The following is a 16318-nucleotide window of genomic DNA, read 5'->3' on the forward strand; positions in this document are numbered from 1 at the left end:
GGAGCGCAGCGACCGTTTGGCGCAGCCAAACACAGCGAGAGGAGGTGCAGCGAAGCAAACCGTAGGCGCTGCGCCCGGATCGATCCCGGAGCGAAGGAACCCCGAGCCCCAGCGAGCGGGCCGCACGCAGGAGCAAGCCTTTTTGGTTACTTTTGAGGCGCTTGTCAAAAGTGACCCGCCGTAAGGGCGGAACCCTAAGCAGCCGTTACCGCAGCAACGGATATACACCCAAATACCCCAAACACCCCAAACACCCCAAACAGCAGACAACAAAAAGGCGCCCGAAGGCGCCCTTTCATCCAACAACAACCATCAAGCCATCTCAGCAGTGGTCTCGAAATCAAAGGTCAACTCACCATCCTTGATATCGATATGCACAACCCCACCATGCTCAGCCAACTCACCAAACAAGATCTCCTCCGCCAGCGGACGCTTGATCTTGTCCTGAATCAGACGAGCCATCGGACGCGCACCCATCGCTGCATCATAACCACCGGCCGCCAGCCAACTGCGCGCCGCGTCGGTCACTTCCAGCAACACACGCTTGTCTTCCAACTGCGCCTGAAGCTCGGTAAGGAACTTGTCCACCACACTTTTGATGACCTCATGACTGAGGCGACCAAACTGGATAATGGTGTCCAGACGGTTACGGAATTCCGGCGTGAAGCTCTTCTTGATCACTTCCATCGCATCAGACGAGTGGTCCTGATGGGTGAAACCGATCGAAGCACGCGCCGCCGTTTCGGCACCGGCGTTGGTGGTCATGATCACAATCACGTTGCGGAAGTCCGCCTTGCGCCCGTTGTTGTCGGTCAGCGTACCGTGGTCCATCACCTGCAGCAGCAGGTTGAAGACTTCCGGATGCGCCTTCTCGATTTCATCGAGCAGCAATACGCAGTGCGGCTGCTTGGTGATCGCTTCGGTCAACAGACCGCCCTGGTCGAAACCGACATAACCTGGAGGCGCACCGATCAGACGCGATACGGTGTGACGCTCCATGTACTCGGACATGTCGAAGCGAACCAACTCGATCCCCAGCGCCTTGGCCAGTTGCCGTGCAGCCTCGGTTTTACCGACACCGGTGGGGCCTGCGAAGAGGAACGAACCGACTGGTTTGTCAGGCGACTTGAGGCCGGCGCGGGACAGCTTGATCGCAGTCGACAGCGAATCGATCGCCGCGTCCTGACCAAACACCGTCAGCTTCAGATCACGCTCAAGGTTACGCAGCAACTCTTTGTCGGAGCTGGTGACGTGCTTCGGCGGAATCCGCGCGATTTTCGCGACAATGTCTTCGACGTGCGGTACTTCGATGCGCTTGGCGCGCTTCTCGACCGGTTGCAAGCGCTGATAGGCGCCCGCCTCGTCGATCACATCAATGGCTTTGTCCGGCATGTGCCGGTCATTGATGTAACGCGACGCCAGTTCAGCAGCGGCACGCAGTGCTTCGTCGCTGTACTCGATGTTGTGGTGCTGTTCGAAACGCCCTTTCAGGCCGCGCAGGATACCGATGGTGTCTTCCACCGACGGCTCGACGACATCAACCTTCTGGAAGCGACGCGCCAAGGCACGATCCTTCTCAAAGATGCCACGGAATTCCTGGAACGTGGTCGAACCGATGCAGCGAATGTCGCCAGACGACAGCAGCGGCTTGAGCAGATTCGAAGCGTCCATGACGCCGCCCGACGCAGCGCCCGCACCAATAATGGTGTGGATTTCGTCGATGAACAGAATGGCTTGCGGACGTTTTTTCAGTTCATTGAGCAGCGCTTTGAAACGCTTCTCGAAGTCGCCGCGATACTTGGTGCCTGCGAGCAGAGCACCGAGATCGAGCGAATAAACGACGCTACCCGCCAGCAGATCCGGCACCTGGTTGTCGACAATACGCTTGGCCAGGCCTTCGGCAATCGCGGTTTTACCCACGCCTGCTTCGCCGACCAGCAGCGGATTGTTTTTGCGCCGACGCGCGAGAATCTGCGCGACACGCTCGACTTCCGACTCACGGCCGACCAGCGGATCGATACGACCCTGGCGCGCGAGTTCGTTGAGGTTGCTGGCATAAGCATCCAGAGGATTGCCTGAAGAAGAAGACTCACCGCCCTCGTCGTCCTGCATATCTTGTTCACCTTCAGAGTGATCGCCGTGCCCCGGCACTTTGGAAATGCCATGGGCGATGTAGTTGACGACATCGATGCGCGCAACGCTCTGCTGTTTCAGCAGGAACACTGCCTGACTCTCTTGCTCACTGAAGATTGCAACCAGCACGTTGGCGCCAGTCACTTCGCGTTTGCCCGAGCTCTGTACGTGGAAAACAGCACGTTGCAGTACACGCTGGAAGCCCAGGGTTGGCTGGGTTTCACGATCTTCGTCATGGACGGGGATCAAAGGCGTGGTGGAGTCGATGAACTCCTGCAGGTCATGCTTGAGTTTGTCGAGGTTTGCGCCGCAGGCACGCAAAACGGTGGCGGCAGCCTCATTGTCCAATAGGGCCAGCAGCAGGTGTTCGACGGTCATGAATTCATGACGTTTCGAACGAGCCTCCTTGAAGGCAAGATTGAGGGTGACTTCGAGCTCGCGGTTTAACATAGCTTCACCTCATACCCAAGTGGTCGGCGATTAACCGTCCTTCTCGATTTCACAGAGTAGCGGATGCTGGCTTTCCCTGGCGTACTGGTTGACCTGCATGGCCTTTGTCTCGGCGATGTCGCGGGTAAACACTCCACATACTGCCCGCCCTTCTGTGTGGACGGCCAGCATGACCTTGGTCGCCAGCTCGCGATTCAGGTTAAAAAACACCTCGAGCACTTCGACGACGAAATCCATCGGTGTGTAGTCATCGTTGAACAAAACCACCTTGTACATCGGCGGCGCCTGTAACGCAGGCTTTGCTTCCTGAACAGCAACGCCTGCCGAATCGTCGTCGTGCTCCTCTGGAAGATCCTTTTGGAGAAGCGGGCGATCCTGATTGAATGTTAGTCGAATCTGGCTGATTGCATGCATGGGAAAGAAAGGTTCGTCAGTTGTGCAAATACAGTGGTGGGGGCGGTTGTCCACGTTTTCAACTCCGACTGCCCGGTCACCTTGACTATCGGGAAAACGGTGTTACAACCAATAGAGCCCACAGTGGGTAAAAAAGATCCGCGGAGTCAATTCTTTTAACGGAATAGATTGCGGATGACTTGGATGATACTCCAGCGTTGGAGTCTGTTGCAGAGGGATTTGAGCATGGCTGTCGGCAAGGTGAAATGGTTCAACAATGCCAAGGGGTACGGTTTTATCGTCGAGGATGGCAAGGATGAGGACTTGTTTGCCCATTACTCGGCCATCGAAATGGAAGGCTATAAAACCCTGAAGGCAGGGCAAGCCGTCAAATTCGAGATTATCCAGGGACCAAAAGGACTGCACGCCGTCAAAATTGGCCCTGCTGCGCCTGCAGAAGAAATTTTTACACCTGCGGTCACCCAGCAGACTGTCACGGCCTGACCGACACCCTATATTTATTCAGCCATAAAAAAACCGCCTGACTCAATTCATCGAGTCAGGCGGTTTTTCTGTGCCCGTGTTTCTTACATATGCGAAATCAACGCATCACCGAAGCCCGACGACGAAACCAGCTTGGCGCCTTCCATCAAACGTTCGAAATCATAGGTCACAGTCTTGGCCGAGATAGCGCCATTGGTGCCTTTGATGATCAGATCCGCCGCTTCCGTCCAACCCATATGGCGCAGCATCATTTCCGCCGAGAGAATCAGCGAACCCGGGTTGACCTGATCCTTGCCGGCATACTTCGGCGCGGTACCGTGGGTGGCTTCGAACATCGCCACGGTGTCGGACAGGTTGGCGCCCGGCGCAATACCGATACCACCCACTTCGGCCGCCAGGGCGTCGGAGAGGTAGTCACCGTTGAGGTTGAGGGTCGCAATCACATCGTATTCGGCCGGGCGCAGCAGGATCTGCTGGAGCATGGCGTCGGCGATGGCGTCTTTGACCACAACGTTCTTGCCGGTTTTCGGGTTTTTGAACTGCATCCACGGGCCGCCGTCGAGCAGGGTGGCGCCGAATTCTTCAGCGGCCACTTCGTAGGCCCACTCTTTGAAGGCACCTTCGGTGAACTTCATGATGTTGCCTTTGTGCACGATGGTCAGCGAATCGCGGTCGTTATCGACTACATATTGCAGAGCCTTGCGCGCCAGACGCTTGGTGCCTTCCAGCGAAACCGGCTTGACGCCGATGCCGCAGTTTTCGTCGAAACGGATCTTGGTGACGCCCATTTCTTCTTTAAGAAATTTGATGACCTTGGTGGCTTCCGGCGAACCGGCCTTCCACTCAATGCCGGCATAGATGTCTTCGGAGTTCTCGCGGAAGATGGTCATGTCGACGTCGCCAGGCTTTTTCACCGGGCTTGGCACGCCTTCGAACCAGCGCACCGGGCGCAGGCAGACGTACAGGTCGAGCTGCTGACGCAGGGCCACGTTCAGCGAACGAATGCCGCCACCGACTGGAGTGGTGAGCGGGCCTTTGATGGAAACCACGTAATCCTTGACTGCATCGAGGGTTTCCTGAGGCAGCCAGGTGTCCTGATCGTAAACCTGGGTGGCTTTTTCCCCGGCGTAGACTTCCATCCAGGAAATCTTGCGTTTACCGCCGTATGCCTTTTGAACTGCAGCATCGACAACCTTGATCATCACCGGGCTGATGTCGACACCAATGCCGTCACCTTCGATGAAGGGGATGATCGGGTTATCAGGAACATTGAGAGAATGGTCTGCATTGACGGTGATTTTGTCGCCGACGGCTGGAACCTGAATCTTCTTGTAACCCATGCTGAACTCCATTGTTTGGATTGAACATCTGGCTTGGTTCGAGCGTAACCCAGTTAAATCAACACGCAAACCCTCTGTTCGTGGCGCGGGCACATCTCGTTTCGTACAAGCCTGAAAGCAAAGGGAAAAGCGCCAAACTCAAGCATTCGCGACGACTCTACGCCGCCCCCTGCCCTGCGACCTTTAGACCAATGGACGAGATTGGTTGCATATGAACCATCGGCAGATTGCCAGCTACCTATGTATAATGCCCGCCGCTGACCACAGGGTCACGACGGCTGGCCTCTCTAGAACGAGACTTTCCGCCTGATTGGTCGGGTTGTTATCGCAGCCTGACTGCTTGACGCTCTACTGATGCACCCAACATCACCGCGAAGAATCTCGACATTCGGTTCATGGATGACTTTGAACGAACGCGCTTACCCGGCGCCCCTCGAGTTTCTGCGCACGCTTTAGCAAAGAAGAGAGAGTTAATCCGAATATGCCCACCCGCTCGAAGATCATCTATACCTTCACCGACGAAGCCCCAGCCCTCGCCACCTATTCCCTGCTGCCGATCATCGAGGCGTACACCGCTTCGGCCGATATCGCCGTGGAAACCCGCGATATCTCTCTTGCAGCGCGCATTCTGGCCAGCTTCCCCGAGCAACTGGGCGACAAAGCCGTAGCCGACCACCTCGCCGAACTGGGCGACCTGGCCGTTACGCCTGAAGCCAACATCATCAAGCTGCCGAACATCAGCGCTTCGGTGCCTCAGCTGCAAGCCGCAATCAAAGAGCTGCAAGCGCAGGGTTACAACCTGCCGGACTACCCGGAAACCGTGACCAGCGACGCCGACAAAGACGCCAAGGCGCGTTACGACAAGGTCAAGGGCAGCGCCGTGAACCCGGTTCTGCGTGAAGGCAACTCCGACCGTCGCGCTCCGCTGTCGGTGAAGAACTACGCTCGCAAGCACCCGCACAAAATGGGCGCCTGGGCCAAAGACTCCAAGTCCCACGTCGCTCACATGAGCACCGGCGATTTCTACGGCAGCGAAAAAGCTGCCCTGATCGACGCCGCTGACGCCGTGAAGATCGAGCTGATCGCCAAAGACGGCACCGCGACCGTTCTGAAAGAAAAAACCACCGTTCAGGCTGGCGAGATCCTCGACTGCGCCGTGATGAGCAAAAACGCCCTGCGCGCGTTCATCGCTGCTGAAATCGACAGCGCCAAGGCCCAGGGCGTGCTGCTCTCGGTGCACTTGAAAGCAACCATGATGAAGGTCTCCGACCCGATCATGTTCGGCCAGATCGTTGCCGAGTTCTATAAAGACGCCCTGACCAAACACGCTGACGTGCTGGCCGAGATCGGCTTCAACCTGAACAACGGCATCGGCGATCTGTACGCGCGCATCAAGGCTTTGCCTGCCGAGCAGCAAGCACAGATCGAAGCTGACATGGCCGCGGTCTACGCCGCTCGTCCGTCGCTGGCGATGGTCAACTCCGACAAAGGCATCACCAACCTGCACGTGCCGAGCGACGTTATCGTCGACGCCTCGATGCCAGCGATGATCCGTGACTCCGGCAAAATGTGGGGCACTGACGGTCAACTGCACGACACCAAGGCTGTGATCCCGGATCGTTGCTACGCAACCATCTACCAGGCCGTGATCGAAGATTGCAAAGCCAATGGCGCTTTCGACCCGACCACCATGGGCAGCGTGCCAAACGTTGGTCTGATGGCGAAGAAAGCCGAAGAGTACGGCTCGCACGACAAGACCTTCCAGATCAAGGCTGACGGCGTTGTTCGCGTAACCGACAGCAAAGGCACCCTGCTGATGGAACAGGCTGTTGAAGCCGGCGACATCTTCCGCATGTGCCAGACCAAAGACGCGCCGATCCAGGACTGGGTCAAACTGGCCGTCAACCGTGCTCGCGCCAGCAGCACGCCAGCGATCTTCTGGCTCGACCCAATGCGCGCTCACGACGGCGTAGTGATCGAGAAAGTTCAGGCTTACCTGAAGGATCACGACACGGCCGGTCTGGACATCCAGATCATGGCGCCGGTCGACGCCATGAAGTTCACCCTGCAGCGCACCCGCGAAGGCAAGGACACCATTTCGGTGACCGGCAACGTACTGCGCGACTACCTGACTGACCTGTTCCCGATCATGGAACTGGGCACCAGCGCCAAGATGCTGTCGATCGTGCCGCTGATGAACGGCGGTGGCCTGTTCGAAACCGGCGCTGGCGGTTCGGCGCCGAAGCACGTGCAGCAACTGGTTGAAGAGAACTTCCTGCGCTGGGATTCGCTGGGCGAGTTCCTCGCACTGGCAGCGTCCCTTGAGCATCTGGGTGTGAACTACAACAACCCGAAAGCGCTGGTGCTGTCGAAAACTCTGGATCAGGCCACTGGCCAGTTCCTCGACAACAACAAGTCGCCATCGCGCAAAGTCGGCAACATCGACAACCGCGGCAGCCACTTCTACCTGGCGATGTACTGGGCTCAGGCCCTGGCCGCCCAGACTGAAGACGCTGCACTGCAAGCGCAGTTCGCGACCCTGGCAAAAACCCTGACCGAGAACGAAGCAACCATCGTTGCCGAGCTCAACGCCGTTCAGGGCAAGCCAGTCGACATCGGCGGTTACTACCACGCCAATGCCGAGCTGATCAGCAAGGCCATGCGCCCAAGCGCAACCCTCAACGCGGCGATTGCTGCGCTGGTTTAAGGTTGTAAAGGGAACATCACAAACCCCGGCCCAGTGCCGGGGTTTGTGTTTCCGGGTTTTATGATCACCACAAAACCCTGTGGGAGCTGGCTTGCCAGCGATAGCGGTTTATCATCCAACATGGATGGTGACTGAACCACCGCTATCGCTGGCAAGCCAGCTCCCACAGGGATTGGGGTTTAACCAAAAGATTGAGGAAGGTTTTATGGAATGGCTCCCCCACATCACCGTCGCCACCATCGTCGAGGACAACGGTCGTTTCCTGATGGTCGAAGAGCACAAGGCCGGGCGTAACGTGCTCAACCAGCCCGCCGGCCATCTCGATCCGGACGAAACCCTGATCGAAGCCGCCGTGCGCGAAACCCTTGAAGAAACCGGCTGGGACGTCGAACCCACCGGCGTCATCGGCATTTACCTGTACACCGCCCCAAGCAACGGCGTGACCTACCAGCGCGTGTGTTTCAGCGCCAAAGCCGTCAAACATCACCCGGATTACCAATTGGACGACGGCATCCTCGGCGCCAAGTGGCTGACCCGCGACGAATTAATCGCCCAACGCGACAACTGGCGCAGTGAGCTGATCATCCGCTGCATCGACGATTATCTGGCCGGCCATCACTTCGGCCTCGAACTGATCCGCCCTTCTCTTTAGCCTTGAGGCCGCGAGCCTGCTAGAATCGCGTCCTTTTTCAAGACACTCATTGAATCCCTATGCGTGATCCAGCCCCTTCTGACACATCCAAGAAGCGCGTCATTGTCGGCATGTCCGGCGGCGTGGACTCTTCCGTTTCCGCTCTCCTGCTGATCGAGCAGGGCTACGAGGTGGAAGGCCTGTTCATGAAGAACTGGGAAGAAGACGACGGAACGGAATACTGCACCGCCATGGACGACCTGGCGGATGCCCAGGCTGTTTGCGACAAGATTGGCATCAAGCTGCACACCGCCAACTTCGCCGCCGAGTACTGGGACAACGTGTTCGAGCACTTCCTGGCCGAATACAAGGCCGGGCGCACGCCGAACCCGGACATCCTCTGCAACCGCGAGATCAAGTTCAAGGCGTTCCTCGATTACGCCATGATGCTCGGCGCCGACCTGATCGCTACCGGCCACTACGTGCGCCGTCGTGACATCGATGGCCGCACCGAACTGCTCAAAGGCCTCGATCCGAACAAGGATCAGAGCTACTTCCTGCACGCCGTCGGCGGCGAACAGATCGCCAAGACCCTGTTCCCGGTCGGCGAACTGGAAAAGCCGGAAGTCCGTGCAATTGCCGAGAAATACGAGCTGGCCACCGCCAAGAAGAAGGATTCCACCGGGATCTGCTTCATCGGCGAGCGTCGTTTCAGCGACTTCCTCAAGCAATACCTGCCGGCGCAACCGGGCGAGATCAAAACCACCGAGGGCGAAGTCATCGGCCGTCACCACGGCTTGATGTACCACACCATCGGTCAGCGTCAGGGCCTCGGCATCGGCGGTTTGAAAGACGCCGGCGATGAGCCGTGGTACGTGCTGCGCAAGGATCTCGACAGCAACGAGCTGATCGTCGGCCAGGGCAACAACCATCCGTGGCTGTTCTCCAGCGCCCTGCTCGCCTCGGAAATCTATTGGGTCAACCCGATCGACCTGAGCCAGCCGCTGCGCCTGACCGCCAAAGTACGTTATCGCCAGAGCGATCAAGCCTGCACCCTGGAAAAAACCGCCAGCGGCTACCGCGCCGTGTTCGACGAGCCGCAACGCGCGGTGACGCCGGGCCAGTCCGTGGTGTTCTATGACGGTGAAATCTGCCTCGGCGGCGGCGTGATCGAAGTGGCCGAGCCGTGGAGCGGCCAGGCATGAGCCCGACTCAGGAGCAACTGACGGCGCTCGGCGGCGTTTTTCTCGCCGCCGTGCTGGTCGACCGGATCGCCAAGAGCGGCCAGACCAGCGAAGCCGGCCTGACGTGCATGCTCGGCAGCCTGTTGGTGCGCGACCCGAAAGACACACTGGACGTGTACGGCGGCGATGATCTCAATCTGCGCGAAGGTTACCGAGCGCTGATCGGCGCCCTCGAACGCGACCCGAGCACCTTGCAGCGTGAGCCATTGCGTTACGCCCTGTCGATGCTCGGCCTGGAACGTCAACTGGCGAAACGCGGCGACATGCTCGATGTGATCGGCAAACGTCTGCCGCAGATTCAGTCGCAGGTCGAGCATTTCGGCCCGGCCCACGAAAATGTGATTGCCGCTTGCGGCGCGCTGTATCAGGACACCCTGAGCACCCTGCGCCAACGCATTCAGGTGCACGGCGACATGCGCAACCTGCAACAGCCGAGCAACGCCTCGAAGATTCGCGCCCTGCTGCTCGCCGGTATCCGTTCGGCACGCTTGTGGCGGCAGCTCGGCGGCCACCGCTGGCAGTTGGTGATCAGCCGGCGCAAGCTGCTCAAAGAGCTGTATCCATTGATGCGCAGCGAGTAAACGTCGCGCAATAAACGCTTTGTAATCTGTAACGCGTAATACGCCGGTCAGTTGGCAACGGACCGGCGGATTTTTTCATGTATGATACGCGCCCCATTTCGTTGCCCGACTGTCCGAGAACACCCCATGCAGCTTTCTTCGCTCACTGCGGTTTCCCCTGTTGACGGCCGCTACGCCGGCAAAACCCAGGCCCTGCGCCCGATTTTCAGCGAGTACGGTCTGATCCGTGCCCGTGTTCTGGTTGAAGTGCGCTGGCTCCAGCGCCTGGCCGCCCACGCTGGCATCCCTGAAGTGCCGGCCTTCTCCGCCGAGGCCAACGCCGTTCTCAATGAACTGGCTGAAAACTTCTCGCTGGAGCACGCCGAGCGCGTCAAAGAGATCGAGCGCACCACCAACCACGACGTCAAAGCGATCGAATACTTACTCAAAGAGCAAGCGGCCAAGCTGCCGGAGCTGGCCAAGGTCAGCGAGTTCATCCACTTTGCCTGCACCAGCGAAGACATCAACAACCTGTCCCACGCCCTGATGCTGCGCGAAGGCCGTGACGACGTGATGCTGCCGCTGATGCGCCAGACCGCCAACGCCATCCGCGAACTGGCCATCCGTTTCGCCGACGTGCCAATGCTGTCGCGTACTCACGGCCAACCGGCTTCTCCAACCACTCTGGGTAAAGAGCTGGCGAACGTGGTTTACCGTCTCGAGCGCCAGATCGCTCAGGTTGCTGCCGTGCCGCTGTTGGGCAAGATCAACGGCGCTGTCGGCAACTACAACGCGCACCTGTCGGCCTACCCGCAGATCGACTGGGAAGCCAATGCCCGCGCCTTCATCGAAGACGAGCTGGGCCTGGGCTTCAACCCGTACACCACGCAGATCGAACCGCACGACTACATCGCCGAGCTGTTCGACGCGATCGCGCGCTTCAACACCATCCTGATCGACTTCGACCGTGACATCTGGGGCTACATCTCCCTGGGTTACTTCAAGCAGCGCACCATCGCTGGCGAAATCGGTTCGTCGACCATGCCGCACAAGGTCAACCCGATCGACTTCGAAAACTCCGAAGGCAACCTGGGCATCGCCAACGCGCTGTTCCAGCACCTGGCGAGCAAACTGCCGATCTCCCGCTGGCAGCGCGACCTGACTGACTCCACCGTCCTGCGCAACCTCGGTGTCGGCTTCGCCCACAGCGTGATCGCCTACGAAGCCAGCCTCAAAGGCATCAGCAAACTTGAGCTGAACGCTCAGAAGATTGCCGCTGACCTCGACGCTTGCTGGGAAGTATTGGCTGAGCCGATCCAGACCGTGATGCGCCGCTACAACATCGAAAACCCGTACGAGAAGCTGAAAGAACTGACCCGTGGCAAGGGCATCAGCCCTGAAGCGCTGCAGACTTTCATCGATGGTCTGGACATGCCTGCCGAAGCGAAAGCCGAGCTCAAGCAACTGACCCCGGCCAACTACATCGGCAACGCTGTAGCGCAAGCCAAACGCATCTGATCGACCGTTTGCCCCGTTTGAGACGCCCGGCCGCGCCGGGCGTTTTTATTCCCGTCTGAAAAGTGCTTTTTTTCAATAGGTTACATATGAATCCCGATACTCCTCTTCAACTTCTGGGCGGCATCACGGCACGCGAGTTCCTGCGCGACTACTGGCAGAAAAAGCCACTGCTGATTCGCCAGGCGATTCCTGATTTCGAAAGCCCGATCGACGCCGACGAACTGGCCGGCCTGGCCCTGGAAGAAGAAGTCGAATCGCGCCTGGTGATCGAGCACGGCGAGCGCCCTTGGGAACTGCGTCGCGGCCCGTTCGCTGAAGACGAGTTCAGCAAACTGCCGGAAAAAGAGTGGACCCTGCTGGTGCAGGCGGTTGACCAGTTCGTGCCGGAAGTCAGCGAACTGCTGGAAAACTTCCGTTTCCTGCCGAGCTGGCGCGTCGACGACGTGATGATCAGCTTCGCCGCTCCGGGTGGCAGCGTTGGTCCGCATTTCGACAACTACGATGTGTTCCTGCTGCAAGGCCACGGCAAGCGCAACTGGAAAATCGGCCAGATGTGCGATTCCGAGAGCCCACTGCTGCAACACGCGGATCTGCGCATCCTCGCCGAATTCCACGAGACCGAAGAATGGGTACTGGAACCGGGCGATATGCTCTACCTGCCGCCGCGTCTGGCTCACTGCGGTGTCGCGGTCGACAACTGCATGACCTACTCGGTCGGCTTCCGTGCGCCGAGCGCTTCCGAAGTGCTGACCCACTTCACCGACTTCCTCAGCCAGTTCCTGACTGACGAAGAGCGCTACACCGATGCTGACGCCAAGCCAGCTGTCGATCCGCACCAGATTCAGCACGATGCCCTGGATCGCCTGAAAAGCCTGCTCGCCGAACACATGAGCGACGAGCGTTTGCTGCTGACCTGGTTCGGCCAGTACATGACCGAGCCGCGCTATCCAGAGCTGGTGGTTGGCCCGGAAGACGTCGAAGAAGAAGACTTCCTCAGCGCTCTGCAGGATGGCGCTGTATTGATCCGCAACCCGAGCGCGCGTCTGGCCTGGTCGGAAGTCGATGACGACCTGCTGCTGTTCGCCAGCGGCCAGAGCCGTTATCTGCCGGGCAAACTGCGTGAACTGCTGAAGCTGATCTGCGCCGCTGATGCCCTGCACGCTGATAACCTCGGCGAGTGGCTGAACGATGAAGACGGTCGCGGCCTGCTGTGCGAGCTGGTCAAGCAAGGCAGCCTGGGGTTCGCCGATGAATAAGATTCGCGTACGTGTCGCAGACTGGCAGAAGGACATCGCCGAGATCCGGCGCATTCGTGAAACGGTGTTCATTGCCGAGCAATCGGTGCCACCTGAGTTGGAATGGGACGCGGATGACGCGACCGCCGTGCATTTTCTGGCGTTTGAAGGCGACTTTCCGATTGGCACTGCGCGTTTGTTGCCTGATGGGCACATCGGCCGCGTTTCCGTGCTGAAAGACTGGCGCGGGATGAAGGTCGGTGATGCGCTGATGCAAGCGGTCATCGCTGAAGCAGAAGCACGCGGTTTGAAAGAGCAGATGCTCAGCGCGCAGGTGCAGGCCACGGCGTTCTATGAGCGCCTGGGCTTCAGCCTGGTCAGCGAGGAATTCCTCGAAGCCGGGATTCCGCATGTCGACATGGTTCGCCATTCGGCCTGAGCACTGCCCTGATCGTTCCCACGCTCGGCGTGGGAATGCCTCTCGGGACGCTCCGCGTCCCTTGCGGCATTTGACGCAGAGCGTCACTGGCTGCATTCCCACGCAGAGCGTGGGAACGATCACGCCCCGGCATCCAACGATGCCGGGGCGTTTTGCTGTCTACGATTCAACTTGCCCCACCCCAGGCCGACAAACTGCAACAACAGCAAACCTGTAGGAGCTGCCGCAGGCTGCGATCTTTTAGGCTTCAGCCCAATAAAAACAGCGTCGTTTTGATATCGTGAGCCAAGGAGCAAGCGCCAGATCCAAAGATCGCAGCCTTCGGCAGCTCCTACAGAAATTAATTCAGCGGAGATAACGGACATGTCCCTACGCACCCTGCTCACCACCCTGCTGCTCGGCTGCAGTTTTTCGGTGATGGCAGCCACAGAAATCGTGCCTCTCAATTACCGCACCAGCACAGACATGCTGCCGATGGCGCAAGACTTCCTTGGCAAGGACGGTCAGGTCAGCGCCTACGGCAATCAACTGATCATCAAGGCCGAGCCAGACAAGATTCAGGAACTCAAGGCGCTGATCACCCAACTCGACACCGCGCCCAAACGCCTGCTGATCACCGTCGACACCAACGAAAACAATGGCCGGGGCGACGAGGGTTATTCGGTCAATGGCGCCCAGCCAAGTCAAACCCGCATCATCAGCCGCAGCACCACCAGCCGTAATGGCGGTGTGCAACAGGTGCAAGCCAGCGAAGGCATGCCGGCGCTGATCCAGGTAGGACAAAGCGTGCCGATCACCAGCAGCCAGAGTAATTCCTACGGCGATTACAGCAGCCAGACCCAATACCGCAACGTCACTCGAGGGTTTTACGTCACCGCCAGCGTCACCGGTGACACCGTTCACCTGGCAATCACTACCAACAATGACCGAATGAGCCAGGAACGCTCCGATGTAGTGAACGTACAAAGTACCGACACAACTGTCAGCGGACGCCTCGGTGAATGGATCACCCTCGCCGGCGTCAACAGCCAGACGCAGGCCGATAAACAGGGCCTGGCCCGCAGCTACTCGACTCAAGGCCGGGATGACATGACCTTGCGGGTCAAAGTCGACACACTGGACTAAAGCACCGAAAACTGACTGATTAGTCGTATTAGACGAAAGATGTAGTGCTTGAAAAAAAGCACTACAAAACGTTTGACGAGGCAAAAAAGCGAAGGCATGATGGCCTCGCTCCCGCTAATCAGAGGCCCTGGCAAGGGCCTTCGAAGCGATGTTCGCACCTACCCCGCGAACCGCTTCGTGTCTGTACCGCCCACAAGGTGTGTTTGACGAGGTTGCCGACTGGAACGAAGTTGTCCCGAGGGACGGAAGCGTAATTAGGTAACCCGGCTCCACACTGTAGATCGTATAGAGGCCCACGACGCCCGAATGCGCCCGCAGTCCGCCACTACCTGCTCACTTCCCCTCGAGCCCATCGTTCATCCCGTCGCCTACCCCGCCGAATCCGACTTGACCACCTAAGCTTCTGGTCAGCGAGCGCAGGAATTTTCCACCGCAGAACAACTTTTCATAAAAGACGCGACGAGGTTTATCTCCATGGCACTGACACGCGAACAGCAAATTGCAGCCCTCGAAAAAGACTGGGCTGAAAACCCGCGCTGGAAAGGCGTGACACGCGCTTACTCCGCTGCTGACGTCGTCCGCCTGCGTGGCTCGGTTCAACCTGAGCACACTTTTGCAAAACTGGGCGCCGAGAAGCTGTGGAACCTGGTCACCCAGGGCGCCAAGCCGTCCTTCCGTCCTGAGAAAGATTTCGTCAACTGCATGGGCGCCCTGACCGGCGGCCAGGCTGTGCAACAAGTCAAAGCCGGTATCCAGGCGATCTACCTGTCGGGCTGGCAGGTTGCTGCGGACAACAACTCCGCCGAATCGATGTACCCGGACCAGTCGCTGTACCCGGTGGATTCGGTTCCAACCGTGGTCAAGCGCATCAACAACTCGTTCCGTCGTGCTGACCAGATCCAGTGGAAAGCCGGCAAAGGCCCGGGCGACGAAGGCTACATCGACTACTTCGCGCCGATCGTGGCTGACGCTGAAGCCGGTTTCGGTGGCGTGCTGAACGCTTACGAGCTGATGAAAAGCATGATCGAAGCAGGCGCCGCCGGCGTTCACTTCGAAGACCAACTGGCTTCCGTGAAAAAATGCGGTCACATGGGCGGTAAAGTACTGGTTCCAACTCAGGAAGCCGTACAGAAGCTGACCGCTGCACGTCTGGCTGCTGACGTTGCCGGTACCCCGACCATCATTCTGGCCCGTACCGACGCGAACGCCGCTGACCTGCTGACCTCCGATTGCGACCCGTACGACCAGCCGTTCGTGACTGGCGAGCGCACTCAGGAAGGTTTCTACAAGGTACGTGCAGGTCTGGATCAAGCCATCGCTCGTGGTCTGGCTTACGCGCCGTACGCCGACCTGATCTGGTGCGAGACCGCCAAGCCGGATCTGGACGAGGCTCGTCGCTTCGCCGAAGCGATCAAAAAGGAATACCCGGACCAACTGCTGTCGTACAACTGCTCGCCTTCCTTCAACTGGAAGAAAAATCTGGACGACGCGACCATCGCCAAGTTCCAGCGCGAACTGTCCGCCATGGGTTACAAGCACCAGTTCATCACCCTGGCCGGCATTCACAACATGTGGCACAGCATGTTCAACCTGGCGCACGACTACGCCCGCAACGACATGACTGCTTACGTGAAACTGCAAGAGCAGGAATTCGCTGACGCCGCCAAGGGTTACACCTTCGTGGCTCACCAGCAGGAAGTGGGCACCGGCTACTTCGACGACATGACCACCGTGATTCAAGGTGGCACGTCTTCGGTAACCGCACTGACCGGTTCGACTGAAGAAGAACAGTTCCACTGATCTCTTCCGCCTGAGCAAACGGCCTCTGCGGATCGGATAGAAAGCTAACTGCAGAGCCGAAAGACTGACGCCCCGACTGGTTCGGGGCGTTTTTTTTGTCTGGGGTTTGGCGACCGCGCATGCCTATTGCAGCCGATCTACCAACCCGCGTATGGCCGCCCGCAAGCCCCCCCCTGTAGGAGCTGCCGAAGGCTGCGATCTTTTGATTGTAAAAAAAGCAGATCAAAAGATCGCAGCCT

At 58.6% G+C, this 16318-nt stretch carries 14 protein-coding genes; 10 read left to right on the plus strand and 4 right to left on the minus strand.

The genetic code is table 11. From position 1 onward, the window contains the following. Window positions 1–312: 312 nt before the first annotated feature. Entirely contained in the window at window positions 313–2583 is a 2271-nt protein-coding gene (clpA, locus tag EJA70_RS06960) for an ATP-dependent Clp protease ATP-binding subunit ClpA (protein WP_158830265.1), read from the minus strand. A gap of 30 nt (window positions 2584–2613) precedes the next feature. Continuing rightward, window positions 2614–2997: an ATP-dependent Clp protease adapter ClpS gene (gene clpS, locus EJA70_RS06965; protein WP_016987405.1), complete on the minus strand. Its 384-nt coding sequence runs from the start codon at window positions 2995–2997 to the stop codon at window positions 2614–2616. Window positions 2998–3222: 225 nt separating this feature from the next. Here clpS and cspD point away from each other — a divergent pair, with 225 nt between their 5' ends. Then, window positions 3223–3480, plus strand: coding sequence for a cold shock domain-containing protein CspD (cspD, locus tag EJA70_RS06970; protein ID WP_008087053.1), 258 nt, complete (start codon window positions 3223–3225; stop codon window positions 3478–3480). 83 nt (window positions 3481–3563) lie between these two features. On the opposite strand, the gene icd is transcribed toward cspD, so the two are convergent. After that, entirely contained in the window at window positions 3564–4820 is a 1257-nt protein-coding gene (gene icd / locus EJA70_RS06975; RefSeq protein WP_008087051.1) for an NADP-dependent isocitrate dehydrogenase, read from the minus strand. A gap of 481 nt (window positions 4821–5301) precedes the next feature. Between icd and EJA70_RS06980 the strand changes: the two genes are divergently transcribed. The 7 genes from EJA70_RS06980 to EJA70_RS07010 all read left to right on the plus strand — a co-directional run bounded on the left by EJA70_RS06980 (window position 5302) and on the right by EJA70_RS07010 (window position 13154). Beyond that, the gene (locus tag EJA70_RS06980) at window positions 5302–7527 is read left to right on the plus strand and encodes an NADP-dependent isocitrate dehydrogenase (RefSeq protein WP_158830266.1); all 2226 of its coding nucleotides are present in this window, start codon (window positions 5302–5304) and stop codon (window positions 7525–7527) included. A 205-nt stretch (window positions 7528–7732) separates the two neighbouring features. Then, the gene (locus tag EJA70_RS06985) at window positions 7733–8179 is read left to right on the plus strand and encodes an NUDIX hydrolase (RefSeq protein WP_158830267.1); all 447 of its coding nucleotides are present in this window, start codon (window positions 7733–7735) and stop codon (window positions 8177–8179) included. A gap of 59 nt (window positions 8180–8238) precedes the next feature. After that, window positions 8239–9363 (plus strand): tRNA 2-thiouridine(34) synthase MnmA, encoded by a 1125-nt coding sequence (mnmA, locus tag EJA70_RS06990; protein WP_007920201.1) that lies wholly within the window; start codon window positions 8239–8241, stop codon window positions 9361–9363. Beyond that, window positions 9360–9983 carry a high frequency lysogenization protein HflD gene (gene hflD, locus EJA70_RS06995; RefSeq protein WP_053121613.1) on the plus strand — a complete coding sequence of 208 codons (624 nt, stop codon included), beginning with the start codon at window positions 9360–9362 and terminating at the stop codon, window positions 9981–9983. Before mnmA ends, hflD begins: the two co-directional genes overlap by 4 nt. A 126-nt stretch (window positions 9984–10109) precedes the next feature. Next, window positions 10110–11480 carry an adenylosuccinate lyase gene (gene purB, locus EJA70_RS07000; RefSeq protein WP_102899354.1) on the plus strand — a complete coding sequence of 457 codons (1371 nt, stop codon included), beginning with the start codon at window positions 10110–10112 and terminating at the stop codon, window positions 11478–11480. 86 nt (window positions 11481–11566) lie between these two features. Then, complete coding sequence (locus EJA70_RS07005; RefSeq protein ID WP_158830268.1) at window positions 11567–12736, plus strand: cupin domain-containing protein; 1170 nt, start codon at window positions 11567–11569, stop codon at window positions 12734–12736. Next, complete coding sequence (locus EJA70_RS07010) at window positions 12729–13154, plus strand: GNAT family N-acetyltransferase (RefSeq protein ID WP_016987414.1); 426 nt, start codon at window positions 12729–12731, stop codon at window positions 13152–13154. The genes EJA70_RS07005 and EJA70_RS07010 overlap by 8 nt, the downstream gene beginning before the upstream one ends. Before the next feature lie 119 nt (window positions 13155–13273). Here the strand turns inward: EJA70_RS07010 and EJA70_RS07015 are convergent, their stop codons facing one another. After that, window positions 13274–13519 carry a hypothetical protein gene (locus tag EJA70_RS07015; protein WP_158830269.1) on the minus strand — a complete coding sequence of 82 codons (246 nt, stop codon included), beginning with the start codon at window positions 13517–13519 and terminating at the stop codon, window positions 13274–13276. Between EJA70_RS07015 and EJA70_RS07020 the strand changes: the two genes are divergently transcribed. Together EJA70_RS07020 and aceA are read left to right on the plus strand one after the other, a co-directional pair. Continuing rightward, window positions 13518–14279: a secretin N-terminal domain-containing protein gene (locus EJA70_RS07020; RefSeq protein WP_158830270.1), complete on the plus strand. Its 762-nt coding sequence runs from the start codon at window positions 13518–13520 to the stop codon at window positions 14277–14279. The genes EJA70_RS07015 and EJA70_RS07020 overlap by 2 nt on opposite strands. Before the next feature lie 474 nt (window positions 14280–14753). Continuing rightward, window positions 14754–16079: an isocitrate lyase gene (aceA, locus tag EJA70_RS07025; protein ID WP_053121621.1), complete on the plus strand. Its 1326-nt coding sequence runs from the start codon at window positions 14754–14756 to the stop codon at window positions 16077–16079. Window positions 16080–16318 lie beyond the last annotated feature (239 nt).

Origin of the sequence: Pseudomonas sp. PB103, from assembly GCF_009764635.1 — a bacterium.
GTDB lineage: Bacteria > Pseudomonadota > Gammaproteobacteria > Pseudomonadales > Pseudomonadaceae > Aquipseudomonas.